26 protein-coding genes are annotated in these 26,056 nt (G+C 67.0%); 13 read left to right on the top strand and 13 right to left on the bottom strand.

All coding sequences use genetic code 11. The features are described 5' to 3' along the window. Window positions 1-136 precede the first annotated feature (136 nt). From K2R93_10905 to K2R93_10880, 6 genes are all read left to right on the top strand, one after another. Window positions 137-1,117, top strand: coding sequence for a pyridoxal-phosphate dependent enzyme (locus tag K2R93_10905; protein ID MBY0490339.1), 981 nt, complete (start codon window positions 137-139; stop codon window positions 1,115-1,117). Window positions 1,118-1,365: 248 nt separating this feature from the next. Then, window positions 1,366-2,166, top strand: a complete 801-nt coding sequence (locus K2R93_10900; protein MBY0490338.1) for an SEC-C domain-containing protein — start codon at window positions 1,366-1,368, stop codon at window positions 2,164-2,166. 25 nt (window positions 2,167-2,191) lie between these two features. Continuing rightward, a complete protein-coding gene (locus tag K2R93_10895; protein MBY0490337.1) occupies window positions 2,192-2,989 on the top strand; it encodes a peptidase E in 798 nt (265 codons plus the stop codon). Window positions 2,990-3,050: 61 nt separating this feature from the next. Further along, entirely contained in the window at window positions 3,051-3,908 is an 858-nt protein-coding gene (locus tag K2R93_10890) for a replication initiator protein A (protein MBY0490336.1), read from the top strand. A gap of 363 nt (window positions 3,909-4,271) precedes the next feature. After that, window positions 4,272-5,879, top strand: a complete 1,608-nt coding sequence (locus K2R93_10885) for a S41 family peptidase (protein MBY0490335.1) — start codon at window positions 4,272-4,274, stop codon at window positions 5,877-5,879. Window positions 5,880-6,064: 185 nt separating this feature from the next. Next, a complete protein-coding gene (locus K2R93_10880; protein ID MBY0490334.1) occupies window positions 6,065-7,147 on the top strand; it encodes a hypothetical protein in 1,083 nt (360 codons plus the stop codon). Between the two features lie 87 nt (window positions 7,148-7,234). Here K2R93_10880 and K2R93_10875 read toward each other — a convergent pair whose 3' ends face one another. Beyond that, on the bottom strand, window positions 7,235-7,759 hold the full coding sequence (locus K2R93_10875) for a YceI family protein (GenBank protein MBY0490333.1): 525 nt from the start codon (window positions 7,757-7,759) through the stop codon (window positions 7,235-7,237). A gap of 104 nt (window positions 7,760-7,863) precedes the next feature. Next, on the bottom strand, window positions 7,864-8,385 hold the full coding sequence (locus tag K2R93_10870) for a MarR family transcriptional regulator (protein MBY0490332.1): 522 nt from the start codon (window positions 8,383-8,385) through the stop codon (window positions 7,864-7,866). Window positions 8,386-8,511: 126 nt separating this feature from the next. On the opposite strand from K2R93_10870, the gene K2R93_10865 reads away from it, so the two are divergent. Together K2R93_10865 and K2R93_10860 are read left to right on the top strand one after the other, a co-directional pair. After that, entirely contained in the window at window positions 8,512-9,513 is a 1,002-nt protein-coding gene (locus tag K2R93_10865; GenBank protein ID MBY0490331.1) for an HD domain-containing protein, read from the top strand. A gap of 252 nt (window positions 9,514-9,765) precedes the next feature. Beyond that, entirely contained in the window at window positions 9,766-9,975 is a 210-nt protein-coding gene (locus K2R93_10860) for a hypothetical protein (GenBank protein ID MBY0490330.1), read from the top strand. Between the two features lie 216 nt (window positions 9,976-10,191). On the opposite strand, the gene K2R93_10855 is transcribed toward K2R93_10860, so the two are convergent. From K2R93_10855 to K2R93_10835, 5 genes are all read right to left on the bottom strand, one after another. Beyond that, window positions 10,192-10,470, bottom strand: coding sequence for an oxidative damage protection protein (locus K2R93_10855; GenBank protein MBY0490329.1), 279 nt, complete (start codon window positions 10,468-10,470; stop codon window positions 10,192-10,194). After that, complete coding sequence (locus K2R93_10850; protein MBY0490328.1) at window positions 10,463-11,248, bottom strand: fatty acid desaturase; 786 nt, start codon at window positions 11,246-11,248, stop codon at window positions 10,463-10,465. The genes K2R93_10855 and K2R93_10850 overlap by 8 nt, the downstream gene beginning before the upstream one ends. Window positions 11,249-11,378: 130 nt before the next feature. Then, entirely contained in the window at window positions 11,379-12,278 is a 900-nt protein-coding gene (locus tag K2R93_10845) for an alpha/beta fold hydrolase (protein MBY0490327.1), read from the bottom strand. Window positions 12,279-12,284: 6 nt separating this feature from the next. Beyond that, window positions 12,285-12,608 (bottom strand): sulfurtransferase, encoded by a 324-nt coding sequence (locus tag K2R93_10840; protein MBY0490326.1) that lies wholly within the window; start codon window positions 12,606-12,608, stop codon window positions 12,285-12,287. 135 nt (window positions 12,609-12,743) lie between these two features. Continuing rightward, on the bottom strand, window positions 12,744-14,864 hold the full coding sequence (locus K2R93_10835) for a M20/M25/M40 family metallo-hydrolase (protein ID MBY0490325.1): 2,121 nt from the start codon (window positions 14,862-14,864) through the stop codon (window positions 12,744-12,746). A 260-nt stretch (window positions 14,865-15,124) separates the two neighbouring features. Here K2R93_10835 and K2R93_10830 point away from each other — a divergent pair, with 260 nt between their 5' ends. Beyond that, complete coding sequence (locus K2R93_10830) at window positions 15,125-15,985, top strand: hypothetical protein (GenBank protein MBY0490324.1); 861 nt, start codon at window positions 15,125-15,127, stop codon at window positions 15,983-15,985. A 130-nt stretch (window positions 15,986-16,115) separates the two neighbouring features. Here K2R93_10830 and K2R93_10825 read toward each other — a convergent pair whose 3' ends face one another. From K2R93_10825 to argC, 5 genes are all read right to left on the bottom strand, one after another. Further along, window positions 16,116-16,709, bottom strand: a complete 594-nt coding sequence (locus tag K2R93_10825; GenBank protein MBY0490323.1) for a hypothetical protein — start codon at window positions 16,707-16,709, stop codon at window positions 16,116-16,118. A 6-nt stretch (window positions 16,710-16,715) separates the two neighbouring features. After that, entirely contained in the window at window positions 16,716-18,344 is a 1,629-nt protein-coding gene (locus K2R93_10820) for an alkaline phosphatase family protein (protein MBY0490322.1), read from the bottom strand. A 334-nt stretch (window positions 18,345-18,678) separates the two neighbouring features. Further along, the gene (locus K2R93_10815; protein MBY0490321.1) at window positions 18,679-19,908 is read right to left on the bottom strand and encodes an acetylornithine/succinylornithine family transaminase; all 1,230 of its coding nucleotides are present in this window, start codon (window positions 19,906-19,908) and stop codon (window positions 18,679-18,681) included. Between the two features lie 17 nt (window positions 19,909-19,925). Then, window positions 19,926-20,711: an acetylglutamate kinase gene (gene argB / locus K2R93_10810; GenBank protein MBY0490320.1), complete on the bottom strand. Its 786-nt coding sequence runs from the start codon at window positions 20,709-20,711 to the stop codon at window positions 19,926-19,928. Window positions 20,712-20,721: 10 nt separating this feature from the next. Next, a complete protein-coding gene (gene argC, locus K2R93_10805) occupies window positions 20,722-21,741 on the bottom strand; it encodes an N-acetyl-gamma-glutamyl-phosphate reductase (GenBank protein MBY0490319.1) in 1,020 nt (339 codons plus the stop codon). Window positions 21,742-21,866: 125 nt separating this feature from the next. Between argC and argR the strand changes: the two genes are divergently transcribed. From argR to K2R93_10785, 4 genes are all read left to right on the top strand, one after another. Further along, complete coding sequence (gene argR, locus K2R93_10800; protein MBY0490318.1) at window positions 21,867-22,328, top strand: arginine repressor; 462 nt, start codon at window positions 21,867-21,869, stop codon at window positions 22,326-22,328. A gap of 327 nt (window positions 22,329-22,655) precedes the next feature. Beyond that, entirely contained in the window at window positions 22,656-24,095 is a 1,440-nt protein-coding gene (gene argH, locus K2R93_10795) for an argininosuccinate lyase (protein MBY0490317.1), read from the top strand. Next, a complete protein-coding gene (locus K2R93_10790) occupies window positions 24,095-24,763 on the top strand; it encodes an HAD family phosphatase (GenBank protein ID MBY0490316.1) in 669 nt (222 codons plus the stop codon). Before argH ends, K2R93_10790 begins: the two co-directional genes overlap by 1 nt. Window positions 24,764-24,901: 138 nt before the next feature. Beyond that, window positions 24,902-25,438, top strand: a complete 537-nt coding sequence (locus tag K2R93_10785) for a hypothetical protein (GenBank protein MBY0490315.1) — start codon at window positions 24,902-24,904, stop codon at window positions 25,436-25,438. A 6-nt stretch (window positions 25,439-25,444) separates the two neighbouring features. Here the strand turns inward: K2R93_10785 and K2R93_10780 are convergent, their stop codons facing one another. Further along, a complete protein-coding gene (locus tag K2R93_10780) occupies window positions 25,445-26,035 on the bottom strand; it encodes a hypothetical protein (GenBank protein ID MBY0490314.1) in 591 nt (196 codons plus the stop codon). Window positions 26,036-26,056 lie beyond the last annotated feature (21 nt).

The following is a 26,056-nucleotide window of genomic DNA, read 5'->3' as shown; positions in this document are numbered from 1 at the left end:
CGACCCCCGGTCCTTGGGCCTCACGGCCCGCGTAAGTGGTCACTCTTTGGCGAGCACCTCAGATGTGCTACGCCGCGACCAGCCGGGGGAAGGCCTTTCTCATTTCAACTTGGATGTAATCAGTTAAACTCAAAACATGACCTACCCCACCGAAGCTGAGATCCGCGCCAATCGCGCCGCGCTCGGCGACCTGATCGTCACGACCCCCGTGCGGCAGCTGGTCGATCACGCCGTCGCCGAGCGACTGGGCGCTACGCAGATCTGGCTCAAGGAAGAGCTCTTCCAGCGCACCGGCTCCTTCAAGCCCCGCGGCGCGCTCACGGTGATGCGTTCGCTCAGCGCCGACACGCTCGCGCGCGGTGTCACGGCGGTGTCGGCGGGCAATCACGCCATCTCGCTCGCCTACGCTGCGCGCACGCTTGGCACGACCGCCAAAGTCGTGATGCCCCGCACCGCCAGCGCGTATCGCATCGCCGTCTGCCGCGAACTCGGTGCCACGGTGGAACTCGTCGACACCGTCCACCAGGCCTTCGATCGCGTCCACGAAATCGAAGCCACCGAAGGGCGCACCTTCGTGCATCCGTACGAGGGTCCGCTCACCGCCCTCGGCACCGCCACGCTCGGCCTCGAGTTCATCGATCAGGTGCGCGCACACGGCGCCGAACTCGACGCCGTACTCGTCGCGGCCGGTGGCGGTGGCCTCACCGCCGGCGTGAGCTGCGCGGTGAAGCGCCTCTCACCGAGCACCACGGTGTTCGTGATCGAACCCGAAGGCGCCGACACCATGAAGCGCAGCTTCGAACTCGGCAGCCCCCAAAGCATCGACGCCGTTCGCACCATCGCCGATTCACTCGGCGCTCCGCGCTGCGAGCCCTACTCGTACGCGATGAACAAGGCGTTCGCCGATGAGGTGGTGCTCGTGAACGACGATCAGATCCGCGACGCCATGCGCCTCACCTTCCGCGCCGCCAAACTCGTCGTGGAGCCCGCGGGGGCGGCGGCCCTTGCGGCACTGCTCTATCCGCTCCGTGAACGACTCCTCGGCCAGCGCGTCGGGCTCGTGGTCTGCGGCGGCAACATCGATCACGCCACGTTCTCGGCGCAGCTCGCAAACTGATACCGGCGTTCTCGCGCGATGGATGGCGCGGATTGGGGGGATTGGGGGGATTGGGGGATAACTGAAACAGCATGGGGGATCATGGGGATCTCGGGGATTGAGGGATACAACATTTTTTCGTGTTGTATCCCCGAGATCCTCAAGATCCCCTCAATCCCCCATGCTGTTTCAGTTATCCCAAGATCCGACCGAATCCCCATCCAATCCCCACAATCCACCGAGCCAGCAGCACGCGCTAGATTGGCCGCATGGATCGAAACGCGCCCTGCCCCTGCGGCTCCGGTAAGAAGTTCAAGAAGTGTCACGGCGCTGCCGTGCCGCCTGAGGCCGCGGCGTTGCCGGCCGACGCGCGCAAGGAATGGCTCAAGGGCGACGTCGTCTTGCAGCGCCAGAAGCGTGTCGGGCAGGAGCTGCTCGACTGGGCCGAGAAAAAGCTCACAGCCGATTGGGTCGATGCCGCGCTCGATGCGTGGGGCGTGAAGGAAGACGAAGACGTCGACGAAGGCGTGGCCGATCTCTTCACCGCGTGGTCGCTCTTCAACTACGAACCGAGTGCGCTCAAGCAGCCCATCGCGGAAGCGTGGCTGGATGATGCCGCGGGCAAGCGCGCGGATGTCGAGTCGCGTGCATTGGCGCAGGCCGCGCTGCGCGCACCGCTTGGCTTGTGGGAAGTGGAGACCGTGGAAGCCGGGGTGGGCGCGACGCTCACCGATCGGTTGAGCGACACCACGCTCTTTGTGCACGAGCCCGATCTCACGCATGACCTGGGCCCGAGCGAGTATCTGCTGGCGTACATCATCGAGACCGATGGCGTGCGCGTCTTCTCGGGGCTGCACGCCGATACGCTCGTGTTCGTGGACGGCAAGGAGCTGCTGGCCGACGTCTGCGCCGATGCCGGCGTGAGCGCGCCGCCCATTCCCGCGGCGCTACAGCGCGATGCGGCGTGGCAGATCCGACTCGGCCGTCGCTTCAGCGAAACCGCCGCCCTCGGCTATCCGGACGACGATGATCTGGACGGCAGCGACGAGCCGGGCGAGAATCAGGCGTAGGCTGTCGCCCCCAACCCCTGCTGCCATGCACCGCCGCGATTTCGTCTCCAGCACCGCGACCCTGACCGCCGCGGCCCTGGCCACGCCCTCCCTGCTCAGCGCCGAACCCGTCATGACCGATTCGACTGCCCCCCGCGCCACCAAGAAGATCCTCATCGCCGGCGGCGGGTTCCGCACGAAGTTCATCGCCTATATGGCGCAGCTCACCGGCAAGGCGCGGCCGCGCGTGCTCTTCCTCCCCACGGCCAGCGCCGACAGCCCCGACGCGATCCTCGGCTTCTACCAGAGCTGCGCGCCGCTCAACGTCGAGCCGTTCGTGCAGCCCATGTTCATCGAAAGCCTGTCGCAAACGCAGGGCTTCGATGAAGTCATCTTCTCGGCCGATGCCATCGTCGTGAGCGGCGGCAACACGCTCAATCAGCAGGCCATCTGGAAGGCGCAGGGCGTGGACGTGCTCCTCCGCCAGGCCTGGGAGAAGGGCATCGTCCTGGGTGGCGCCAGCGCCGGCTCCCTCTGCTGGTTCGAGGAAGGCACCACCGACTCGCGCCCCAAGGCGCTGAGCGTGGTGAAGTGCATGGGCTTCCTGAAGGGGAGCCACTGCCCGCACTACGACGCCGAAGCCGGCCGCCGCCCGCTCTACCACAAGCTCATCGGCTCGGGCGAAATGAAGCCCGGCTTTGCCTGCGACAACGACGCCGGCATCTACTTCGAAGACGAGCAGCCCAAGCGCATCGTGGGCACCCGCGCCGAAGCGCGCGTCTATCACGTGACGCTCGAGAACGGCAAAGTGGTGGAGCACGAGCTCAAGCCCGAGATGATCTGAGCCGGCCAGTTGTTCGCAGCCAGTTGCTGTATGCGAGGCGCGTGACCAACTTCCTCCCCCGATGACCCTCGCTGCCCGTCGTCGGCCCTCTGTCCGTGGTGTCGTACTCGACCGCTCGATCGAAGAGCTGCCGCTCTTCCGCTTGAGCGACTCCGCCGATGACGCCCCCGTGTCGTTCACGACCGACAACGGCGGGCGCTGGCGGGTGATCCCCGCGCCGGGCGATCGCCTCCCCGGGACGTTCGATCAGGACGTCTACGTGGAGCTGCTGCATCGCTACCATGAGGCCGGCTCCCCCGCCGATGGGGCGATCACCTTCACGCTCCACGCCTTCCTCCGCTCCATGGGGCGCCGCGCCGACGGCCGCACCTACGAGCAGCTCCGCGCCGCCCTCACCCGCCTCGAGCGCACCACGCTCGAAAGCATCGGGGCCTACTGGAGCGCCGCCAGCGGCCACGAGGACCTGAGCTTCACGGTCCTCAGCACCGTCAGCGTCCAGCGCCGCCGCGTCGCCGACCGCGAACAGCTCCACCTCTTCGGCAACCTCGCCGCCGGCGAGCCCGGCGACGCCCGGGTCACCCTCAGTGCCACCCTGCGCGCGAACCTCGCCGCCCGGCACGTCGTGACCCTCTCCGCCAGCCGCTACCACGCCCTCTCGAGCCCCGTCGCCCGGCGCCTCTACCGCATCCTCGAGGTCGCCCGCGCCGACGGCCGCCTCAGCTGGCGCATCCCCCTCGAGCGCCTCGCCGAGCAGCTCCCCCTGACCCAGCGCTACCCCTCGCACCTCCAGCGCGTCCTCCAGCCGGCGCACGAAATGCTGCTCTCGGCGGGACTGGTGCGGGACATCGGAATCCGGCAGTACGAGCGGCAGTGGGCGGTGGACTACGTGCTGGGATCGAGGCCGCGGGAAGAGGGCTGATGGGAGGCGGCGTCCGGCGCTCTCTCGGACGTCGGTCTACGGACAACTATGGACAGTGGGAGTCGGGATCGGGCTCGGAAGTCGGGGTCGGAGTACTGGTGGCGTCTTTCTGCTTCGACACTGGCTTTAAAATGCCCTTCACGCAGCAAGCCCCATCCCTACCACTCCGACCCCCACCTCCGAGCCCGATCCCGACTCCCATCGTCCATAGTTGTCCCGAGTCCGACTTCTGATCGACCGATCCGAACAGATCCCAGTCGCAGAGCCCGAGGCCCCCGCCGCCCCGACAAGGAACAGCGGTCCATCCTCAGCGTACGTTAGAAGTAGCCTGTACCTTCCAAGGTCCTCCAAACCGAGACCCGCATGACCCGTAAGCGCATGGCCGCCCTGGCCGCCCTCGTCACCGTACCGCTGGTCGCCTCGGGCTTTGCCCTGCAGCAGCGCCAGACCCGCGGGGGCGCCCAACTCCTCGACCAGGTGCTGACGTTCGTCGCCCTGCGGTACGTGGATACCCTCGACGCGCAGATGCTCTACGAGAAGGCCGCCCGCGGCCTCGTGAAGGAGCTCAACGATCCCTACACCGAGCTTTTCACCCCCAAGCAGCTCGCCGAGTTCTCGCGCAATACGAACGGGCGCTATGCCGGCATCGGCATGCAGATCGTGAAGTCGGGCGACTACGTCATCGTCGACAAGGTCTTCCCCAACTCACCGGCGGAAGGCGGCGGCGTGCAGGAAGGCGATCGCATCGCGATCATCGACACCGTCAACGCGCGCGGCTTCAACACGCAGGAAGTGCAGAACCACCTCCTCGGCCCCATCGGGACGCCGGTCACGGTGACGTTCCTGCGCCTTGGCGTGAACCAGCCCATCAAGATGAACTTCAAGCGCGCCGAGATTCACGTCCCGGCCGTGCCGTACGCCATGATGCTCGACGAGAAGACCGGGTACATCCCGCTCACGCGCTTCTCCGAGCAGACCACCGAAGACATCGTCAACAACACCAAGGCGCTCGTGAAGCAGGGCGCCAAGGGCATCATCCTCGACCTCCGCGGCAACCCCGGCGGCATTCTCGAGGAAGCGTTCTCGATGTCCAATCTCTTCCTCCCCAAGGGGAAGGAACTGCTCTCGGTGCGCGGCCGCGGCGAGTTCGAGAAGTACGTCGCGCAGGTCGATCCGCTCATGCCCGACATCCCGCTCATCGTCATGGTCGATGGTGGCTCGGCGTCGGCGTCGGAGATCGTGACCGGCGCGCTGCAGGACTACGACCGCGCGCTCGTCCTCGGCACGACCAGCTTCGGCAAGGGACTCGTGCAGAGCGTCTACAATCTCGATGGCGGCTACGCCCTCAAGATCACGACCGGCAAGTGGTACACGCCGAGCGGCCGCTCCATTCAGAAGGAGCGCAAGTTCACGGCTGATGGCCAGTTCCTCGAGGTCCTGCCCGATTCGATGGAGACCGACTCCGTCCGCAAGGCGCGCCCGACGTTCAAGAGCGCGGCCGGCCGCACGCTCTACGGCGGTGGCGCCATCACGCCGGACGTGATCGTGCCGCCCGATACGCTCACCACCCCCGAGCAGCAGCTCCGCCGCCAGCTCGCGCCGAACATTCAGAAGTACCTGAACGCGGTGTCGGCCGTGGCCGAAGCGCAGAAGGGGAAGGTGACGCCGACCTTCACGTACAACACCGCCTGGCGCGATCAGGTGTGGCAGAAGCTCGTCGCCGACACCGTGAAGATCGACAAGACCGTCTGGGACGCCGGCGCGACGGACGTGGACCGCTACGTCGAAGAGCGCGTCGCCAAGGTGGCCTTCGGTGACACGTTGGTTCGCCGCCGCAGCCTCAAGGACGACAACCAGCTCCGCAAGGCGCTCGAGCTCATGAAGAAGAGCACGACCCAGAAGGATCTGTTCACGGTGGCCGGCACGGCGATGCCGGTGGCCAAGGCGCCGGTGAAGAAGAGCGGGAATTAGCCTACCCGAAACCCCATCCCGAAACCCAAACCCCAAACTGATCAGGTCTGCGAACCGATCAGTTTGGGGTTTGGGTTTCGGGATGGGGTTTCGGGTTTGGTCTCTAGGTAAAATCCCTGATTGGCGGCCCCTCCATCCCGCGATACGGTTCTCCCCATCCGTATTTCCGCCCCTCCTGCTCTGATATGACCCGTCCCCTGATCCTCGGCGCCGCGCTGGTCGCGACGGTCGCCGCGTGCTCGAGCTCCAGCCGCCCGGCGGCCACCGCCGCTCCGGCCCTCAACGGCACCACCCGCATCGCCGTCGCCCCCGATTCGGGCGAGCGTCATCTGTCCAACCTCGTGCAGCTCACCAACGGCGGCGAGAACGCCGAAGCGTATTGGAGCGCCGACGGCAAGATGATCACCTTCCAGAGCACGCGGGACGGCCGCACCTGCGATCAGCAGTACGTGATGAACGCCGATGGCAGCGGCCTCACCAAGGTCTCGCGCGGCGGCAAGACGACCTGCGGCTGGTTCCTGCCGGGCACCAAGCGCCTTTTCTTTGGCGCCACGCACGCCGCCGATACGGCCTGCCCGCCCAAGCCCGATCCGAGCAACGGCTACGTGTGGGGCATCGATCCGTACGACATCTACACCGTCGGCATCGATGGCAAGGACATGAAGCGCCTCACGAACTTCGGCGTGTACACCGCCGAGGGCGTGCTCAGCCACGATGGCAAGAAGATCGTGTTCACGAGCCTCAAGGACGGTGACCTCGACATCTACACGATGAATGTCGACGGTACCGACATGAAGCGCCTCACCACGACGCCCGGCTACGACGGCGGCCCGTGGTGGAGCCCCGATGACAAGCAGATCGTCTACCGCGCCTGGCACTACGACAACGACAAGGACCTGCAGGCGTACAAGGATCTGCTCAAGAAGCGCATGATCCGCCCGAACCGCATGGAGCTGTTCGTCATGAACGCCGACGGCAGCAACCAACGCCAGATCACCAAGCTCGGTGGTGCGAACTTCGGCCCGTCATGGACCCCCGACGGCAAGCAGATCATCTTCTCGAGCAATCACAAGAATCCGCGCAGCGGCAACTTCGATCTCTACGTCGTGAACCTCGACGGCACCGGCCTCGAGCAGATCACGACGAGCCCCGTCTTCGACGGCTTCCCGATGTTCAGCCCCGATGGCAAGAAGCTGCTCTGGGCGAGCAATCGGCATGACAAGATCGCGACGGAAACGAACCTCTTCGTTGCGGACTGGAAGAAGTAAAAACCCAAGAACTCCAAACCCTATAACACCAAACCCCAAACTGATCAGTTTGGGGTTTGGTGTTATAGGGTTCGGGGTTGACGGGTTTTACGCTGCCGCGACGGCCACCGCCGCCTGCACGTCGATATGCAGCTTCACCTCATCGCTCACCAGCACGCCGCCCGCTTCGAGCGCCACGTTCCAGGTGAGGCCGAACTCCTTGCGGCTGATCTTGGTCTCGAGCACCGCCGAGACCTTCTCGTTCCCCCACGGATCCTTGGCCGGGCCGCCGATTTCGCCCTTCAAGGTGACCGGCTTGGTCACGCCGCGGATCGTCAGGTCGCCGGTGGCGGTGACGTCGTCGCCCGCGCGCGTGAACTGCGTGAGCACGAACCTCGCGGTGGGGTAGGTCGCCACGTCGAAGAAGTCCGGGCTCTTGAGGTGGCCGTCGCGCTGCTCGTTGGCCGTGCTGAGGCTCGCGACATCGATGTCCACCGAGACCGTCTTCACCTGGCCGTCCTGCTCATCGATCTCGCCGGTGAAGGCCTGGAACGTGCCGCGCACGGTGGAGATGCCCATGTGCTTCACGGAGAACTGGATCTGGGAGTGCGCGGGGTCGAAGTGCCACAGCATAGGAACCTCACTTAGGAGTTGTTGGAGATCGTTTATCTCAGCTGTGAGTATTATACCCAACAAAAAAGCGCCCGTCAAGAGCGCTTTTTCGGGAAAGGCCCCGCTCAGCCCTGGTCGGGGAGCGGCATCGAGGCGGCGGCGAGCCCCATGGTCTTGATCATGGCCGTCACCGCCTTCTGTTCGTCCACCGACAGCCCCGACAGGGCCCGGGTGAGCACCGCGGCGTGGCTGGGGAAGATCTCCCGCACCAGTGTCGTGCCCTTCTCCGTGAGGGCGGCATAGCGCGCCCGGCGGTCGCTCTCGCAGGTCTGGCGCTCCACGAGCCCCTTGGCCGTGAGCCGGTCCACGAGGAAGGTGATGCCGCCGCTCGAGACGAGAATGCGCTTCTGCACTTCGCCCAGCAGCATCGGCCCCCGATGGTACAGCGCCTCCAGAATCCCGAACTCGGCGAGCGTCAGCCCATGCTTGGCGATATCCGCCGCGGCGTGCGCGGTGACCGCCGTATGGGCGCGCGACATGATGATGAACAGCCGCAGGGCAGCCAGCTCGGCGTCATTGACGTCGGGCGCGTGTCCACCGGGCCGAACGGCCTTGGTGTCGGGGATGGGACGAGTCGAAGTAGCCATAGCGCTGAGAGAGTTGATTAACGCTCTCCCGGTCGAGGGGCGGGCGCAAGGGCCGACCCCCCCGGCGGGCCCCGGCTGGACGCCCGCCGCTAACGGCGCGGTGACGCCGCCCGCCATCTTTCAGCCATGTCTCACCCGATCAGCCTCGCGCAGGCGCCCGTGGGCACCCGCGTCGAACAGGAGTTCCTCGTCCGCGACCGCGCCGAAAAGGTCACTCGGACCGGCAATCCCTTTGTCGTGTTGACGCTCGCCAACAGCACGGGCGTGATCGAGACCGCGCCGATCTGGTCGGAGCGGCTCGAGTGGGCCCAAGGCGCGGAGAAGGGCAAGGTCGTGGCCGTCATCGGCGAAGTCGCGATGTTCGGCGACGCCGGCGCGCGCCGCCGGCAGCTCGACCTCAAGGCGCCCCTCCGCGTGCTGCTCCCTGAGCAGTTCGATCCGACCGCGTTTCTGCCGCGCATCGATGCGCCCACCGAACAGGTCTGGGACGCGCTCGACAAACTGCGCGGCAGCATCAAGTCAGCGCGCGTGCGCGCCGCCGTGGATCTCTTCTTTGCCGACGACGCCTTTCGTGTGCAGTTCGAGCGCACGCCGGGCGCGGTGAACGGGCATCACGCGCAGCTCGGTGGGCTGCTGCTGCATGTCTTCGAAGTGACCGACATCGCGCGCTACATCGCGCGCACCGTGCGCAAAGCCGATCAGGATCTGGTCATCGCCGGCGCCATGCTGCACGACATCGGCAAGGTCGAGGCGTACGCCGTGAACCCCGAGGGCTTCTCGCACACCACCACCGGCATGCTCCTCGGCCACGTCACGCTTGGCGCGCTGATGTTCGATCGCCGCCTGCGCGACAGCCGCGTGCCCTTCACCGACGCGCAGCGCGATGAGCTGCTGCACTTCATTCTGTCGCATCACGGTGCGCTGGAGTTCGGGAGCCCGGTGCAGCCGATGACGACCGAAGCGGAGATCGTGCACTGGGCCGACGAAGCGAGCGCGAAGGCCACCGATTTCATCGACGAATACCGCGATGCGGAGCTGTTCCCGCCCGGCGAGACCAACGAGATGTCGGCCAAGCGCTCCTGGCGGCTCTCGCGCCGGATCTGGCGCCGCCCGGCGCCGTGGGACTGAGCCAGCCTGTGGCATAACCGGCTAATCCCAAATTAGTACCGAGCGGTCCAATGAACTGGGGTACAGGTACTCAGTCCGAGCATTTCGAGACCGGTGAGTCCTAGCGAAAATCCGTCTAAATGAGCAGTTGATGGTTACAGCGCCTCCGCAATAGTACGCGGAGCGCTTTAAGACCAAATCAGGCGTATATAGCTTTCGCGCGTCGCCCCTTCCCCAGTGGTGCGACAGTCATTACGCAACGGAGGCTGTTGGATGCGTAAGCCACGCCCGAACACGTACAATCCCGCCCAGGCGCTGCACCTGATCGCCAGCGACCGCACGGGACTTCCACTGAGCTGCCCATCCTGCTCAGGCACGATTCAGCGTGATCCGGTGGTGCATCCGCCGCCACCGCATTCGCACGTCACACTCAAGTGCGCCGAGTGCGGGCGACTGGCCCGCTACATCGCCGGCGTGAACTGAACACGCACGATCTCGACTCCCCAGCGAGAGCAGGACCACCACCCCGAAGTAGGACGCCGCGCCGAGTCTGTGAACTCGGCGCGGCGTTTTTTTAACCGATCAGTTTGGGGTGCGGGGTCTTAAGGTTTGGGGTCCACGGGTAGGGTTCGGGGTTGTTCAACCCGACAACCCCAAACCAGCAACCCCAAACCCCAAACCGATCAGTTCAAAGCCGGCTTACCAGTTGATCGTCCCCTGCTTCGTCGTGTCCACATTCTCCCCGCCCGGCGCCTTGAACAGGAACGCTTCCATGTTCCGCGTGAGGAACTGCCGCGCCTGCGGGTCCATCACGTTCAGGCCGTAGTGATTGATCAGCATCGTCTGCTGCTTGAGCCAGTCGCCCCAGCAGACCTTGCAGATCTCGCCCACGATGCGCGTGCCGATCGCGCCGGGGAACGGCGGACGTTCAAAGCCTTCGCGCGTCTGGCCGCAGCGGGTGCAGGCGATATCAGCCATCGATGGTCTCGGCGATGCGGACGTGTTCGCCCACGCGGGCGTACTTCACTTCGGCGAGGCCGAAGAGCGAGAGCAGCTTGATGTACATCCAGCCGATGTCGAACTCGAACCAGCGGTGCGCGAACTTGGCGCTGTGCGGGTCGGCGTGGTGGTTGTTGTGCAGCTCTTCGCCGGCAATGATGATCCCGAAGGGCGAGATGTTGCGGCTCTCGTCCTTCACATCGTGGTTGCGGTAGCCGAGTGCGTGGCCGATGCCGTTGATGACGCCGGCGGCCCAGAACGGGATCCAGATCATCTGCACCGCCCACACCACCGGGCCGGTGAACCAGCCGAACAGATAGATGTCGATGGCGAGCATCAGCACGATGCCCACGCTCGAGCGCTTGTCGAGCAGATGCCGCTCGAGGAAGTCATCGGGCGTGCCCTTGCCGTACTTCTCGAGCACACCCGGCTGCCGCACGGCCTTCCGATAGTAGAAGGCGCCCTTGAGCAGGATGTTGCGGAGCCCGTCGACCACCGGGCTATGCGGATCGCCCTCCCGATCGGCGAACGCGTGATGCTTCCGGTGGCACGCCACCCATTCCTTGGTGCGAATGGCGGTCGTCAGCCACAGCCACACGCGCATCGGCACTTCGACCAGGCGCGAAAAGACCACGCCACGATGCGTCTGCCCGCGATGCAGGAACAGCGTGACGCAAATGTTGGTGAGGTGGCCAGCGATCATGACGAACACCACCGGCTTCCACCAGTCGGCTCCCCAGCTTCCAAACTCGGGCATGTGCAACTCCAAACGGTTCTCAGGCTTCAGCTGCCCGGGACGTTCGCGGGCAACCCTTCAAACCTAGTCCGTTCCCCGGCCTTTGGCAGCCGCGTTTCGCACCCGTCCGTGCGGTTTGGCGAGACCCGACCTATCCGCCGAACCGACCAAAGAAGTCGAGCACGGCGTCCGCCACCGCGTTCTTCTCAAAATCCACCGAGAGGATGTGCCCGCTCCCGGTGAACCAGCGGATCTCCTTGGTCGGCGCACCGAGCGCGATGAAGTGCCGCTCGGCGGCCGCGGCCGGGACACGATTGTCGAGGCGCGACTGCAGATAGAGCGTCGGCACCTGTACGCGAGGGAGCGCCGCTTCGGCGCTCAGCGCCACATGCTGTAGTGCCGCGAGGGTGGTGGCGGTGACGAGGCCAGGCCCGAGCGCCTTGGCGCGCGCCGCATCGTCGTGAATGGAGCGTTCGCCACCGGTGCTGCGCAGATAGGCCATGAACGGCTCGAAGAGCATCGCCACCGCCAGCTTGGCGCGCAGCGCCACCGGCATGCCAAGGTAGGGCGCGAGGAGCGCGAGCGCCGTGGGCGGGCGCTCCACCGTTTCGAGCACCGACAGCGCGCCGCCCATGCTCTGCCCGCACACAAAGACCTGGGCATGCGACGCGGCCAGCGCCGCATGCGCGTCGGCCACCGCTCGGCGCCACGCCGGCGCGCGCTGCTCCCGTGCCATCGCGGGGAGCGAACAGCCATGTCCCGGTAACCGCGGGGCATGCACCGTGTACCCCGCCGCATGCAACCGCGTCGCGAGGTAGGCCATACTCTGCGGCGAATCATTGAAGCCGTGCAGCAGGAGCACCGCGCGCCCGGTCGTGCCCGTGAGCATGATCGGTTCCGCCCCGATCACCAGCCCCTCGGCATTCCGCGGCCGGCGCTGCGCATCGGCCGCATCCATCGCCCGTATCCGCGCGCGGCGGCGCGCCGCCAGCCAGAAGAGCGCCACCGACGCCGCAATCCCCGCGGCGATGAACTGCCCGGCGCTCAGCATGGCGACCTAGTAGCGCGGCACCGAGGGATCGACCTCATCACTCCACGCGTCGATCCCCCCATCGATGTTGATGAGGCGCGTGAACCCATGCTGCGCAAGCCAGTTGGCCGCCATCTCCGACCGCATCCCATGATGACAGAGTACCGCGTACTCCTGCTGCGGATCCAACCGATGCACCGCCCCCGGGAGCGTCGACAACGGAATGAGTTCACTGGGGGTGAGATGCGCGATCTCGTACTCCCACACTTCGCGCACGTCGAGAATCACCGGAGGATTCGGCTCCTCGAGGCGCGTGGCGACTTCTTTCGGGGTCAGGTGTTGTACGCTCATATCTCTCCAATTGGACCAGCAGTTCTCCGCTGCCCCGCTCCGCCGCCGCTCCGCATGGCGGGCACAGCGATCCGGCCGATGCCGTTGTGCCTGACTTGCGGAGAGGCGGGGGAGCGGAGGTGTGGAGGTGATTGACTAGCGGCCAAGCGCCGCGCGGGCCTTGTCGACGGCGGCGGCCGCCGCGTTGAAGCGCGCCACAAGATCCGTGAGTTCGGCGTTCACGTCGGCTTCGGTGCCATAGCGAATCGCTTCGCCCACGCCCGGGAAGACCATCGTGCTGTAGCCGTTGTCCACGTCCGAGGCGTAGATCATCGAGCGATACCAGGGCCGGCTCTTGAGCCCGGTGTCGCGCGCGAACGAGCGCTCCACCGTGAGCAGCGCCGCGTTGGTGGCATCCTTCTGCGCCTTGGTCACCGTGCCGGCGAGCGCCGCATCGCGCGCCGTCGCGAAGGCGGCCGCCGAGCTTTCGAGCTTGGCGATCGCCGCCTTCAGATTCTCGACCGGATCGGTGTTCCACGTCTTCTGCGCCATGCCGCGCTCCACCGGCGCGACGTACTTCTTCATCGTGCGCGCGAACTCCACGTAGTCGTACGGCAGGATGTCGGCGTTCGCGAGGCGCAGCGCCACCGCCGCACCAATGCGGCCGCTCGTGGCGTGATACTCAAAGCCCGGGTCGCCGAACTTCTCCATCCACGCGTGTGTGTCGTACGCCGAGTGATACGTGCCGGCCGGGCCACCAAAGCCCCACTCGGCGATCGGAATGCTGAAGTGATTGAAGAAGCCGGCGAAGTCGCTGCCGCCACCCGGATCGCCCATCGGGGGCTCGAGCGTATCAGCCTTGGTGCCGGTCGCCGCGCGCCACGCCGCGTACACGGTGCCCTTGGTCTTCGGGTCGGTCACCTGCTTGGTGATGTCACGCAGCACCGCGCGCATGCTCGGGCTTCCGCCGCCACCGAACTGCGAGCCCTGCGCCGACACGTCCTGATTGAGATACGCCACCGCACCCTTCTTGAGGCGGAGCGAATCGTCTTCGACATACTCCGAGCTGCCCACCAGCCCCCACTCTTCGGCGTCCCACGTCGCGAAGACGATCGTGCGCTTGGGGCGAATGCCCTTCTTGGCGAGATCGGCGAGCGCATTGGCCGCTTCCATGATGCTCACCGTGCCGCTGATGTTGTCGGCCGCGCCGGGGCCCCACGAATCGCGGTGGCCGCCGATGTACACGTACTGATCGGGGTACTCACTGCCGCGCAGGTAGCCGAGCGTGTTGATGATGGGCTTGGTGCCGGCGGTCGCCGCGTCGGTCTTGACTTCCACGCGCACCTTCACCGGCCCCGGGCCGACGTGATAGCGGAGCGCCATCCCGCCCTGCCAGCCGCGCAGAATGTCGGTGCCCTTCACTTCGGCGAGGAGCAGCTGCGCGTTGTACGCGCTGATCGGCACCACCGGAATCTTGGGCAGGCTCGTGTCTTCCGGCTTGAGCCGCGGCGCGCCGGGCTTGCTCGCGTAGCCCGGGGTGAGCGGGTCGCCGGCGCCGTTGAACACCGACCCACGCTGCAATCCCTTGAGCGGGCGCATCGGGCCGTCGGGGTACACATCGCCCTGCACGAAGCCGTCGTCGAGTGGATCGGTATAGATGAGGAGCCCCACGGCCCCCCGCTTCTCCGCTTCGCGCGCCTTGATACCGCGGAAGCTCCGGCCGTAGCGCGCGAGCACGACCTTCCCCTTCACGCTCACGCCCATGGAGTCGAGCACGGCGTAGTCTTCGATGAGCCCGAAGTTGACGAACACCAGCTCCCCCTCGCCCACGCCGGCGCCGCTCGAGCCGTTCACCGTGGGATACTGCGGGAACTGCGTCGCCGGATCGCTCGCGATGGGCGGCTCACTCAAGTCGAGCGCGACCGGGCGCGCGCCGATCTTGGTGATCTTCACGCTCGTGGCGTGCGGCAGCCACACATCATAGATGCGGTACTCCGTCTCGAGCCCCATCGCCTTCATCTGGGCGATGACGTAGTCGGCGGTCGCCTTCTGCGCCCGCGTGCCGGCCACATGCGGCTCCTTGGAGAGCTCCTTCGAGCGCTCATTCGCGCGCGCCGGCACCGGGCCGGCGATGGCCTGCTGTTCAGCCGTGCGCTGCGCCGCCGCGTTGGCGGGGGTGTAGCCGGGAAGGGCCTGCGCCGCGGCCACGGACGGAAGCGCCAGGGCGGCGCCAAGCGAGAGGCCGCGTGCAGCGGCCCCGGACAGGCGGGGGATCATGGATCTCCGGATCGATGGGATGTGCACACGCTGCCCCCCCGCGACGGGCTCGGCAAGGGGCGTGCATTGCAACGTTTCGTTGCAGCACGGCGCGAATCAATTCACCCGGAGGGTTACGCAAGATTTCCGCGATGTGTTGCGGGCAAAGGACTTACGTCATTCCGGCCGTCGTAAGGACATGGCACCGCCGTTGCCATATGGCTGAGCATCCGCACGACGCGTCTCGTCGTGCGCCTTGGCCCCCACTCGCCCTTCCGACCATGCTCCGCTCCTTCACGTTCGTTGTGCTCGCCGCGGCCGCCGCCACGCTGACCGCCTGCGCCGACGGCTCGTCGCCGCTCACCGCCCCCGTCGACGCCCGCCAGGGCAAGTTCATCGAGCCGCCGCCGGCGCCGAGCAACATGCCCACCACCGCGCCCGCCCCGGGCGTCATCTACCGTGAATCGTTCGGCGCCGATCAGCAGTGGCGCCCCACGGGCGGCAAGGGCACGCTCAAGTACGTGGCGCTCGACAACTCCATCGCGGGCTTCTGGGCCGAGTGGCCGAACAACAAGAACGTCGCCTGGATCGACGGCGACCTGGCGGAGTCGTGGAAGTGGGCGGCCTGCTCGCTCAACGACAACCAGATGCCCTCGCCCATCGACGTCGCGCCGTTCAACGGCTGCCTCTTTAGTGGCGAGTTCAATGGCATGACCGTCTTCCCCTCGGCGCTGCTCCCCTTCGTGGCCCCCAGGACGGCCTACGAGTTCAGCATCGACGGCTATCCCCGCCCGGTCGCCGGCGCGTACATCGCCATGGGCTTCACCAACACCCGCGTTACCAGCAAGGCGCTCGCGAACAGCGGCACACTCTGGCTCAAGATCGACAACTCGATCAATAACCCGGGCCCGATGCACTACCAGCTGCGCCTCAACGGCATGACCGGCCCGATCCTCGCCGAGGGGAATGAAGGCTACGCCGGCTTCAACCCGATGAAGCTCCGCATCGACCCGGTGGCGCAGACGGTGACACTGACGATCAACAACGTGGTCATCGGCACCTACAACGCCGCGATCGCCCCGCCGACATATCTGGCGCTCGAAGGGTACGGCCTCTTCGACAACATGGTCGTGCGGCAATAGAGGGCGCAGAGGTCTCGCACAGAGGCACAGAGGGCCACAGAGATACACAGAGACAACATTTTTGAAAAGTTGTTCTCCGTGCACCGCTGTGGCCCTCTGTGCCTCTGTGCGAGACCTCACCTCTCACATCTCAGCCCCGCTCGTATTCCTCAGCGGCACGGAGCATCGCCTGCTGCAGCAGCGCCTCGCGATCCCCGTTGTCCGGGAGCGCGGCGGAGAGGACCGCGAAGTGCCGCAGCATCTCGTCCTCAAGCTGAGCACGCGTCGGGCTCATCAACCCCAATGCCGCGAGTGAGAGATACGCCAGGTCGCGCAGCTGTCGCACCGTCTCCTCGTCGAGGCCGCTGAGTGACGGTGGGCGCGGTACGACCTGGGCGGGCTTCTCGCGCCGGCGCTTGGGGGTCTCGAAGAGCGCCTTCACCGGCGCGAAGCGCACGATGAACGACCCCGGCGTGTGCTCCTCGTACCCTTCGATCACGTTGCGGCGCCGGAGCGAGGGGAGGAGCCGCACGATCGACTCGCGCACCGGGGAGTAGCCGTCGAGCGAGTTGTTGCCGCGCCCGGTGATGACCAACGCCTCCTCGGCGCCAAGCACCTGCTGCTCGCGAAGCCACTGCTCGGCGAGCTGCGTCGCCTGCAGCGCGGTGGGCTGCAGGGCGCGCAGGTTGAGCGTACGGCCGGGGCCGAAGCGCAGTTCGTCGAAGGCGCGGGAAAGGCTGGTCATGCGGGGTTAACGCTTGGCCGGCTTGGGCGGCTCCTTCCGGAACAGTTCGGTGAGGATCCGGCCGTCGATCGCTTCGATAGGCTCCACCCCGATCGCCTCGGCGAGGGTCGGCGCGATATCCACGCTGCGCACCGGCTGCGCGTAGCGGCCGGCCTTGAACATCGGGCCCATGAACAGCATCGGAATGTGGGCGTCGAGGTCATGCGGCGAGCCGTGCGTGGCATAGCGCGTCGTGTACCAGTAGTACCCTTCCTTGAAGGTCACGGTGAGCACCGCGCCCATATCGGTCGGTACCGAGTGTAGCCACCGGCGGGCGAACTTGTTGCCGGCCTTGGCGTCGGCGGCGAGCGTCGTCACGCGGTCCACGCGCAGCATCCCCGGCAGCTTGAGGAGCGCGTTTCGCACGGCTGTCACGGTCGAGTCGAAGTTCACCCCCTTGGCGGCCAGGCGGCGACGATCGAGCGACACGATGCCGCTCTGCAGGAGCAGCGCGTCGCCCTCCACCCCGCGCGCGGCCAGCGCACTGCGCGCCGCGTCGATCACCGGCGTGGGGTTCACGCGCCCGCGATCGGGATCGACCCCCGGGAACGCGAGCTCGGGGAACGGCGTCACGCCATGATCGGCGCCCAGCGCAAAGATGATCTTGGTCGAGTCGCGCATCTTGTAGAGCGAGTCGATCAGCCGCCCCAGCTGCCGGTCCACGCGCAGCACCTGGTCGTGGATCTCGCGCGAATCGGGGCCGTAGCGGTGCCCCACGGCATCTGTGGTAGACAGCGATACGGCTAGTACATCGGTGCTCGGCCCCTTCCCGAGCTCGAGCGCGTTCACGCCGGCCAGGGCAAAGTCCACCGTGTACTCGTCCATGAACGGGTACTCGGTGAGGTCGTTGTAGCCCGTGCGGGCATCGGTGGGGACGACGTGCGGGAAGACGAAATCCTTCCCCTGGCTTTCGATGGCCACCGAGTCCTTCTCGCTGTACTGCGACGCCGGCAGCAGCAGCTCCCACTTGGCACCGAGGAAGCGCTGAGCGCTCATCCTGGCGTTGAACTGCTGGACCCAGGTCGGGACGGTGTCGCCGTAGTAGCGGCTCGTGGTGAAGCGCCCCTCGAGCGAGTACCAGTAGACATTCTGCTTGGCGCGCCCGAGCGGCAGAATGGCGCCGCGGTCCTTGCGGCTCACGCTCAGCGCCTTGCTGAACTGGTCGCGCGTGCGGATCCAGTCAAAGAGCGCCGACCCGCGGAAGCGGTACGGGCTCGCCCCACCGCCACGCCCAAAGAGCAGCGGCGCCTGCGGGTCGGCGACGCCGATCTCGTTGAGCACGACGCCCGTGTGCGCCGGATAGCGCCCGCTCCACAGCGTCGCATGCCCCGGCGCCGTCTCGGTCGTGGCGTGGTCGTGGTAGGCGTTGGTGAAGAACGCGCCGTTCTTGAGCAGCCGCGCGAACCCGCCGGTGAACTGGTCCTTGTAGCGGTCCAGATAATCCGGGCGCAGCTGGTCCACGGTGATCTGCACAACGAGCGTCGGCGTCGAGGCCGAAGCGACCTGCGCCTCAACAGGCGCGACTGCGGGCGCGGCCATGGCCGCGACGAGCGCCGCGGAGAGACTCGCGCGACGAGAAAAGTCGTGGGAACGCATGGGCGAAACTTAACTGCCCTCTGGGATCACCGAGTGGGCGGCGCGAGGCGCCAGCACCACCGGCGGCCCTGTCCGGCCTCGAGTACATCGCCGGATCGATGTACCAGGACAGGGCCAACACCGCCGGTGATCGAGCCACGCGGGCTGGTGCGCTTCGCGGGCCACACGCGATATGAACCGCGTGGATGCACCGCACCGTTCACGGAGGCACGTGAAGGATGGAGGAATATTGGAACGGCGCACGCAAACTGCAAGCGCAAATGTCAAGCGCGAACGATTCGCCGGATTCGCGAACCGTTCGCGCATGTGACCGCGAGCCGGCGGAAGCGCGTGCTTACGCCTTGAGCGCCGCCTCGAGAATCTCGAGCCCCTTCGCGAGTTCGTCCTTCGTGATGACGAGCGGCGGCAGGAAGCGGAGCGTGTGCTCACCCGCGCTCACCATCAGCAGCCCGCGCTCGAAGGCGCGGCCGATGATCGCCGCCGCCGGCTCGTGGACGTCCATGCCCCACATGAGCCCCGTGCCGCGCACCTGACGCACCGCGCCGGTGCGCGCCGCGATCGCCTCGAGCTGCGCGCCGAACCACGCGCCCGTCTCGCGGACGTGCTGCAGCAGCGCCGGCTCGCTCAGGCGCTGCACCACGTGGTGCGCCACGTGCGCGAGCAGCGGGCCGCCGCCGAACGTCGTCCCGTGATCGCCCGGCTGCATCACACGCGCCACGGCGTCGTTCACCAGGATCGCGCCCATCGGCAGGCCGTTCGCGAGCGGCTTGGCGATCGTGAGCAGATCCGGTTCGAAGCCCAGCTGCTCGTAGGCGAAGAACGAGCCCGTGCGGCCGAGCCCGCACTGGATCTCGTCGAGAATGAGGAGCACGTTCCGCTCCTGCGTGAGCTTGCGCAGGCCGCGCAGGAATTCCGGATCCAGGACACGCACGCCGCCTTCGCCCTGGATCGGCTCGACGATCACCGCCGCCGCCGTCTCCGGGTCGAGCACCGCGCGCAGTTCGGTCAGGTCCCGTTCCACGATGCGCACACCGCCCATGAGCGGGCGGAACGGCAGGCGATAGCTCGGGCGGTCGGTGGCCGCGAGCGTGCCTGGCATGCGGCCGTGGAACGAGCCACGCACGGCGATGATCTCGTGCTTCGACTCGTGCCCTGTGCTGCGCGCCCAGCGGCGGGCGAACTTGAAGGCGCCTTCGTTGGCCTCGGCGCCCGAGTTGGCGAAGAACACGCTCGACGCGAACGAGTGGCTCACCAGCCACTGCGCCAGCGCCTCGCCCGGCGCCGTGCGATACAGGTTCGAGGTGTGGATGAGCCCCGTGGCCATCGCTTCCTGCAGGGCGTTCATCACCCCCGCGTCGGCGTGCCCCAGGCTCGAGACGGCGATGCCGGCGACGAAGTCGAGATACGCCTTCCCCGATTCGTCGTACATATAGACGCCCTCGCCTCGCACGAAGAGCGGCGCCTGTCGCTTGTACGTGCCCAGAATGGCGGGCAGCGTGGCCGGCGTCGTCGCGGCGGCCGGAGCCGTGGGCGTGAACGCGGTCGTGGAAGCGGGCGAAGTCATCGTCGTGGACATGGCAGCTACCTGGAACGAGAAGCGATCAAATGAGTCCCCGCCTCGGGGACCGTGAGTGCGGCGAGATCTCCGATCCGCACGCGAGACACCCCACCCGCCAGCGCCGTGGCGCAGGCGTCCAACTTGGCGGCCATGCCGCCACCAGCCACTCCACTGGCCACCATCTCCCGGGCCTCGTCGAGCGTGAGCTGCGGAATGAGCGCCTTCTCCGCATCGAGCACACCGGGCACATCGGCCATCAGAAACAGTTCGTCGGCGCCGAGCGCCGCAGCAATCGCCGCCGCGGCGTCGTCACCGTTCACGTTGTACGCACCGCTCAGCGTGGCATCTTCGCGCGCGGCCACCGGCGAGATCACCGGATAGAACCCCGCCGCCAGCAACGCCTGCGCCACCCGCGGATCGACCGCCTGTGGAGTGCCCGACCAGCCAAAGGTGGCCTGATCAATCGGCGTCGCGCGCAGCAGACCGGCGTCCTCGCCGCTGATCCCCACCGCCGGCGCACCCTGCGCCACCAGCGCCGACACGAGCTGCTTGTTGGCGAGCCCGCTCAGCACCATGCGCACCAGCTCGAGCGCCGTATCGGTGGTGACGCGGCGGCCGCCAATGAACACCGGCTCTTCGCCGCGCAGCCGCTGCAGCGCGCTGATCTGATCGCCACCGCCATGCACGACCACCGCGCGCTGCGCCGTAGCCTTCCACAGCTGCGCGAGCGCGGCGGGGAGCGCCGGATCGTTCTGCGTACGCCCGCCGAGCTTGACGACGATCTTGGGGGCCGAGCTCAACGCGATCATGGCGTGACCATCACTGCTGGAGTCCCGCGGTCTCGGGGAGACCAAGCATCAGGTTGGCGTTCTGCACCGCCTGCCCGGCGGCGCCCTTCACCAGATTGTCTATCGCGCTGAACACCAGCAGCGTGGGCTGCCGCATGCCGGTGGGGAGCACCGCCCCGATGCGCACCACATTGCGATGCTGCACGTCGGCCAGCGCCGGCAGCGCGGTGGTGAGCTCCACGAAGGGCTCATCGGCATACGCCGCGCGATAGGGCTCGAGCGCATCGGCGAGCGGGCGCGTGAGCGGCACCGTGATCGTGCTCAGGATGCCACGATCCACCGGCAGCAGATGCGGCGTGAAGAGCAGATCGCAGTCGGCGCCCAGCTTGGCCAGCGTATCGCGCATCTCGAACAGATGGCGATGCGCGTTCCCCACGCCGTACGCACGGAAGTCTTCGGTGATCTCGGCGAAGAGCAGCTCGAGCTTGGGGCTCGCGCCGGCGCCACTCACGCCGCTGCTCGCCGCGATGTTCACCGTGGCGCCCGGCGCGATGAGCCCCGCCTTGGCGAGCGGCGCGAGGGCCACGAGGATGCTCGTGGCATAGCACCCCGGGTTGGCCACCACGCGCGCGCCCACCACCTGCTCGCGGAAGAGCTCCGGCATTCCATAGGGAGCGTCGGCCGGCACACCCTCAGGCAGAGCATGCGACACGCCGCCGTGCCCGGGGCGCAGATCGCTCGAGAGGTCCACCACCCGCGAGCCGGCCGCGATGACCTTGGCGACCCACTCCGCGCTCGCCCCATGCGGCAGCGCCGCGAAGACCAGATCGACCCCCGCGAGATCGGCGGCTTCGGGGGCAATCAGCGGGATGTCATGCATGACGCCCGCCGCCCGCACCCGCAGCGTACCACCGCGCTGGGTGTTGGCGGTGGCGAAGGCCAGCTCGAGCTGCGGATGCCCCGCGATCAGGGTGCACAGCTCGCGGCCGGAATAGCCGGACGCGCCCAGCACCCCCACGCGATAGCGGGGCGATGGGGCGGATTCGGGCACGTTCGATGAAGCGGAAGACGGTTGCATCGGATACGGGAGAGTATGCACTATTAATGCATAATTTTGCATACCTGCGGTGTCAATTGGCTCAGCGCCGTGATACCGTTTTCTTCCGGAGCTTTTTTGTGTCCGACAAACAGGAACGCCACCACGCCATCCGCGACGTCATCTCGACGCACGCCGTGGCGAGCCAGGAGGCGCTGCGCCAGCAGCTCCACCGACGCGGCTGGGACGTCACGCAGAGCACCCTCTCCCGCGACCTCCGCGAACTGCGCGTCGCCCGCATCCCCGACGGCCACGGCGGCGCGCGCTACGCCTTCCCCGAGAACGGCACCAGCGATGTCGCGCTCGCGAGGCTTGAGCGCATGCTCCCCGAACTCCTCGTCGGCGTGGAGGGCGTGCAGGTGCTCGTGGTGGCCCGCACGATGAAAAGCGGGGCCCAACCGGTCGCCGAAGTGCTCGATCAGCTCGAGTGGCCCGATGTGGCGGGCACGATCGCGGGCGATGACACGGTGCTCATTATCTGCCGGTCGACGGATGGGAGAGAGCGGGTGGTGCGGAAGCTGAAGGCGTATATCGAGCGTTGAGCCCACTTCCAACGTCCGACGTCGGCATCGGAGGTCGGTTGTCGGACAACTATGGACAGTGGGAATCGGGATCGGGCTCGGAGGTGGGGGTCGGCTTGCCCGGGGCGAGCGCGTGCTGCGCTCCGCCTGTCCAGACCTCCGACCGCCCGAGCAAGGCGCAAAGCGCCGAGCCAGGGCACTCCGCCCCCCGGAGCGCAGCAGGCTCCAGCCCCCGGCAAGCCGACCCCGATTGTCCGACAAGAATCCCGACTCCGACCGTCCATAGTTGTCCGACAACCGACCTCCGATTCCGAGGTCGGAAGTCGGAACCCAATAGATTCCCCTCCCATGTCCAACGATCCCAACACGCACAAGCTCTGGGGCGGCCGCTTCGCCAGCGGTCCCCATCCGCTCCTCGACGCCATCAATCGCAGCATCGGCACCGACTTCCGCCTCTGGCCGCATGACGTGCGGCTCTCGCAGGCGTGGGCGCTCGCGTTGGGCGAGGCGGGAGTCCTGACGCGCGAGGAGAGCGACGCGCTGCGGCAGGGGCTCGAGCGGGTCGCGCAGCGCATCGCCGACGGGGCGCAGCCGGTGGCGACGGACGAGGACATTCATACCATGATCGACCGCCTGCTCCATGAGGAGGCGGGGACCGTCGCGAGCAAGCTGCACACCGGACGCTCGCGCAACGATCAGGTGGCGACCGGCACGCGGCTCTGGACGATGGACGCGCTCCGCAAGCTCGATGGCGCCATTCGCGAACTGCAGCGCGCGCTGCTCACGCAGGCCGAGTCGATCGCCGATGCCATTCTCCCGGCGTACACGCATCTGCAGCGCGCCCAGCCCGTGAGTGGCGCGCACTGGTTGCTCGCGCACTTCTGGCCGCTCGATCGCGATCGCACGCGGCTCACCAACGCGGCGCGCGGGGCGGCCACGTTGCCGCTGGGGTCGGGCGCCATTGCCGGCTCGGCGTTCCCCGTCTCGCGCGTGCTGCTCAAGGAAGAGCTGGGCTTCCATGCGATCTCGCCCAACTCCATCGACGCCACTGGTGACCGCGACTTCGTGGCCGAAGCGGTCTTCGTGTGCACCATGATCGCCGTGCACTGCTCGCGCATCGCCGAAGATCTCATCATCTACGGCTCGGGCGAGTTCGGCTTCGTGAAGTTCGGCGACGGCTTCTCCACCGGCAGCAGCATGATGCCGCAGAAGCGCAATCCCGATGTCTTCGAACTCGCGCGCGGCAGCGGCGCGCGCGTCCTTGGTGATCTCGTGTCGATCCTCGGCACCATCAAGGGGCTGCCGAGCGGCTACAGCAAGGATCTGCAGGACGACAAGCGTGCGCTCTTCAATGCGGTCGATCTGCTCAACCTCGTGCTGCCGGCGATGGCCGGCGCGGTGAGTGAGCTGCGCTTCGATCGGGCCAGGATGCGCGCGGCGGTGTCGAGCGCCATGATGGCGACCGATCTGGCCGACTATCTCGTGAAGAAGGGTGCCACCTTCCGCGAAGCGCACGGCGCGGTGGGCTCGCTCGTGCGGCAGGCCGAAGAAGCGAACATCGAGATGACGGAGCTGCCCGCCGACGCGTTCACCAAGGCGCATGCGCTCTTTGGCAGCGATGCGCGCGATGCGCTGGGCGCCGAGGCGAGCCTCGCGGCGCGCAACATCGCCGGTGGCACCGGGCCGGAGGCGGTCCGCGCGCAGATCGAGCAGGCGCGCGCGAGCCTGGGCAGTGCGCCGCCGGCGCTGGGCAACGCGCCCGATCTGCGCGACACGCCCCACGCGTAATGCCGGCACTCGTCGAAGGGCTGCAGGGCGTCATCTTCGATTGCGATGGCGTCCTGGTGGACAGTGAGCGCATCACCAATCGCGTCTGGGCCGGTCTGCTGACCAACATCGGCTTGCCCACGACCACCGAGCAGTCGCTCGCGACGTACATGGGCAACTCGATGGCGCGCTGTCTGGAGATCGTCGCCGAACGCCTGGGGCGTACGCCCCCCGACACGCTGCTCCCCGACTTTCATCGGCTTACCGCCATCGCGCTCGCCAACGAAGTCGTAGCAGTGCCGGGCATCGTCGCGCTGCTCGATACGCTCGACGCGGCGGGCATCCCCTACGCGGTGGCATCGAACGGTGAGCAGGCCAAGATGAGCACCACCCTCGGCACCACGGGACTGGCCCCGCGCTTCGAAGGGCGCCGCTTCTCCAGTCTCGAGGTGGGCCGCCCCAAGCCGGCGCCGGATGTGTTTCTGCATGCAGCCCGCGCGCTGCACCTCGATCCGGCATGCACCGTCGTCGTCGAAGACAGTGTGCTGGGCGTGCAGGGTGCCGCCGCCGCCGGGATGCGCGTGATCGGATACGCTGAGCTTGCTTCGCCGGACATGCTGCGCGCCGCCGGGGCGCATGCCATCGTGCATCATCTGGATGAGGTCGCTGCGCTGCTCGCGATCGCGTAACGCCGCCATGCGATACGCAACGAGCCGGTAATCTGACCCGCGCGTGCGCATTGCCATGACGTGAGACTGTCGGGGTTGGCGACGGCGTGTTAAATCAGCGTCACCTCACACCCCCTCCATCTTCACGAGGAACGGATCATGCGCAAACTGTTCGCGCTCGCCGCGTCGGCCACGCTCCTGTTCGTGGGAGCATCCACGGCGCAGGCGCAGCTCGCCAAGGGCTATTCGGATTTCAGCGCCGTGGTCGGCCTGGGCAATACGGGCGGCGCGCTCGCGCCGGGCGCGCGCTACGAAAAGATCATCAAGGATCTGCCGGACTTCGGCGGCGGCACGCTCGGCATCATGGTCGGCGCGAACTACTACTCGTACAACGATCGGGTGCCGTCGATTTCGTGGTCGGTGAAGGTGCTGCCGATCGTGGGCACGGCGAACTACCATTTCAAGCTCCCGAACAAGAAGCTCGACGCATTCATTGGGCTGGGTCTGGGCTACCAGATCATCAACTGCTCGTACAATTCGCCGCAGGGTTCCTTCGACTATTGCTCGAACAGCGCGCTCTATCTGTCTGCGCGCGCGGGCGGCCGCTACTTCTTCCAGCCGAAGATGGCCGTCTACGCCGACATCGGCGCCGGCGACGCGGTGCTCAACGCCGGCGTGTCGTTCAAGCTCAAGTAAGGCGCGTTATCGGAAGGCATAGCCCACGGTGACCCGCACCGTGGGCAGGATCCGCTGGATGCCGTAGTCGTTGGCATCGCTCACGAAATAGCGCTTCACGCCGCCACCCATCGTGATGGCCGTGGAGCGCTTCGTGCCTAACAGCCACTGATAGTGGCCTTCCACCGAAAAGGTGGGTGCGTGTTCGGTGAGGCGGCAGCGCTCATCGCGCGCAATGCGCTCGGCGCAGTACGCCGCTTCGCGCCGCGCGCTGCCGGTGCCGATCCCCGCCGCGAGCCCCAACCCCTGCAGGCCACGTTCCTCGGGATAGAGCCGCAGCTTGGCGTCGAGATTCGTGTAGCGCACGTTGTCGAACTCGGTGTACGACGCCGACGCCGCGAAGGCGAGGTTGTCCTGCATCCGCGCCTCGTACTCGCCCTGAAAGAAGCCCAGAATCGGCATCACCGGGTTGATCGACACGATCTGGCTGACACCGGCGGGGGCCACCGGCGTGGAACGGCGCGCCGTCTGCTCGCGCAACGACTGCGCGGACAGCGTGAGCGGCACCAGCGCGGCGAGAGCGCCACCAACGGCCAGGCGATTCAGAAGAGAGCGCATCAGCAGAAAAAGCGTTCGAGG

This window comes from Gemmatimonadaceae bacterium, from assembly GCA_019752115.1.
In the GTDB taxonomy this organism is placed as follows: Bacteria; Gemmatimonadota; Gemmatimonadetes; order Gemmatimonadales; family Gemmatimonadaceae; genus Gemmatimonas.
Note: the sequence above shows the minus strand (reverse complement) of the source record. Positions and strands in the feature narration are given on the sequence as shown.

Coding starts and splice junctions, on each gene's coding strand:
- K2R93_10905 (MBY0490339.1), top strand. CDS start 137: ATGACCTACCCCACCGAAGCTGAGATCCGCGCCAATCGCGCCGCGCTC.
- K2R93_10900 (MBY0490338.1), top strand. CDS start 1,366: ATGGATCGAAACGCGCCCTGCCCCTGCGGCTCCGGTAAGAAGTTCAAG.
- K2R93_10895 (MBY0490337.1), top strand. CDS start 2,192: ATGCACCGCCGCGATTTCGTCTCCAGCACCGCGACCCTGACCGCCGCG.
- K2R93_10890 (MBY0490336.1), top strand. CDS start 3,051: ATGACCCTCGCTGCCCGTCGTCGGCCCTCTGTCCGTGGTGTCGTACTC.
- K2R93_10885 (MBY0490335.1), top strand. CDS start 4,272: ATGACCCGTAAGCGCATGGCCGCCCTGGCCGCCCTCGTCACCGTACCG.
- K2R93_10880 (MBY0490334.1), top strand. CDS start 6,065: ATGACCCGTCCCCTGATCCTCGGCGCCGCGCTGGTCGCGACGGTCGCC.
- K2R93_10875 (MBY0490333.1), bottom strand. CDS start 7,759: ATGCTGTGGCACTTCGACCCCGCGCACTCCCAGATCCAGTTCTCCGTG.
- K2R93_10870 (MBY0490332.1), bottom strand. CDS start 8,385: ATGGCTACTTCGACTCGTCCCATCCCCGACACCAAGGCCGTTCGGCCC.
- K2R93_10865 (MBY0490331.1), top strand. CDS start 8,512: ATGTCTCACCCGATCAGCCTCGCGCAGGCGCCCGTGGGCACCCGCGTC.
- K2R93_10860 (MBY0490330.1), top strand. CDS start 9,766: ATGCGTAAGCCACGCCCGAACACGTACAATCCCGCCCAGGCGCTGCAC.
- K2R93_10855 (MBY0490329.1), bottom strand. CDS start 10,470: ATGGCTGATATCGCCTGCACCCGCTGCGGCCAGACGCGCGAAGGCTTT.
- K2R93_10850 (MBY0490328.1), bottom strand. CDS start 11,248: ATGCCCGAGTTTGGAAGCTGGGGAGCCGACTGGTGGAAGCCGGTGGTG.
- K2R93_10845 (MBY0490327.1), bottom strand. CDS start 12,278: ATGCTGAGCGCCGGGCAGTTCATCGCCGCGGGGATTGCGGCGTCGGTG.
- K2R93_10840 (MBY0490326.1), bottom strand. CDS start 12,608: ATGAGCGTACAACACCTGACCCCGAAAGAAGTCGCCACGCGCCTCGAG.
- K2R93_10835 (MBY0490325.1), bottom strand. CDS start 14,864: ATGATCCCCCGCCTGTCCGGGGCCGCTGCACGCGGCCTCTCGCTTGGC.
- K2R93_10830 (MBY0490324.1), top strand. CDS start 15,125: ATGCTCCGCTCCTTCACGTTCGTTGTGCTCGCCGCGGCCGCCGCCACG.
- K2R93_10825 (MBY0490323.1), bottom strand. CDS start 16,709: ATGACCAGCCTTTCCCGCGCCTTCGACGAACTGCGCTTCGGCCCCGGC.
- K2R93_10820 (MBY0490322.1), bottom strand. CDS start 18,344: ATGCGTTCCCACGACTTTTCTCGTCGCGCGAGTCTCTCCGCGGCGCTC.
- K2R93_10815 (MBY0490321.1), bottom strand. CDS start 19,908: ATGACTTCGCCCGCTTCCACGACCGCGTTCACGCCCACGGCTCCGGCC.
- argB (MBY0490320.1), bottom strand. CDS start 20,711: ATGATCGCGTTGAGCTCGGCCCCCAAGATCGTCGTCAAGCTCGGCGGG.
- argH (MBY0490317.1), top strand. CDS start 22,656: ATGTCCAACGATCCCAACACGCACAAGCTCTGGGGCGGCCGCTTCGCC.
- K2R93_10790 (MBY0490316.1), top strand. CDS start 24,095: ATGCCGGCACTCGTCGAAGGGCTGCAGGGCGTCATCTTCGATTGCGAT.
- K2R93_10785 (MBY0490315.1), top strand. CDS start 24,902: ATGCGCAAACTGTTCGCGCTCGCCGCGTCGGCCACGCTCCTGTTCGTG.
- K2R93_10780 (MBY0490314.1), bottom strand. CDS start 26,035: ATGCGCTCTCTTCTGAATCGCCTGGCCGTTGGTGGCGCTCTCGCCGCG.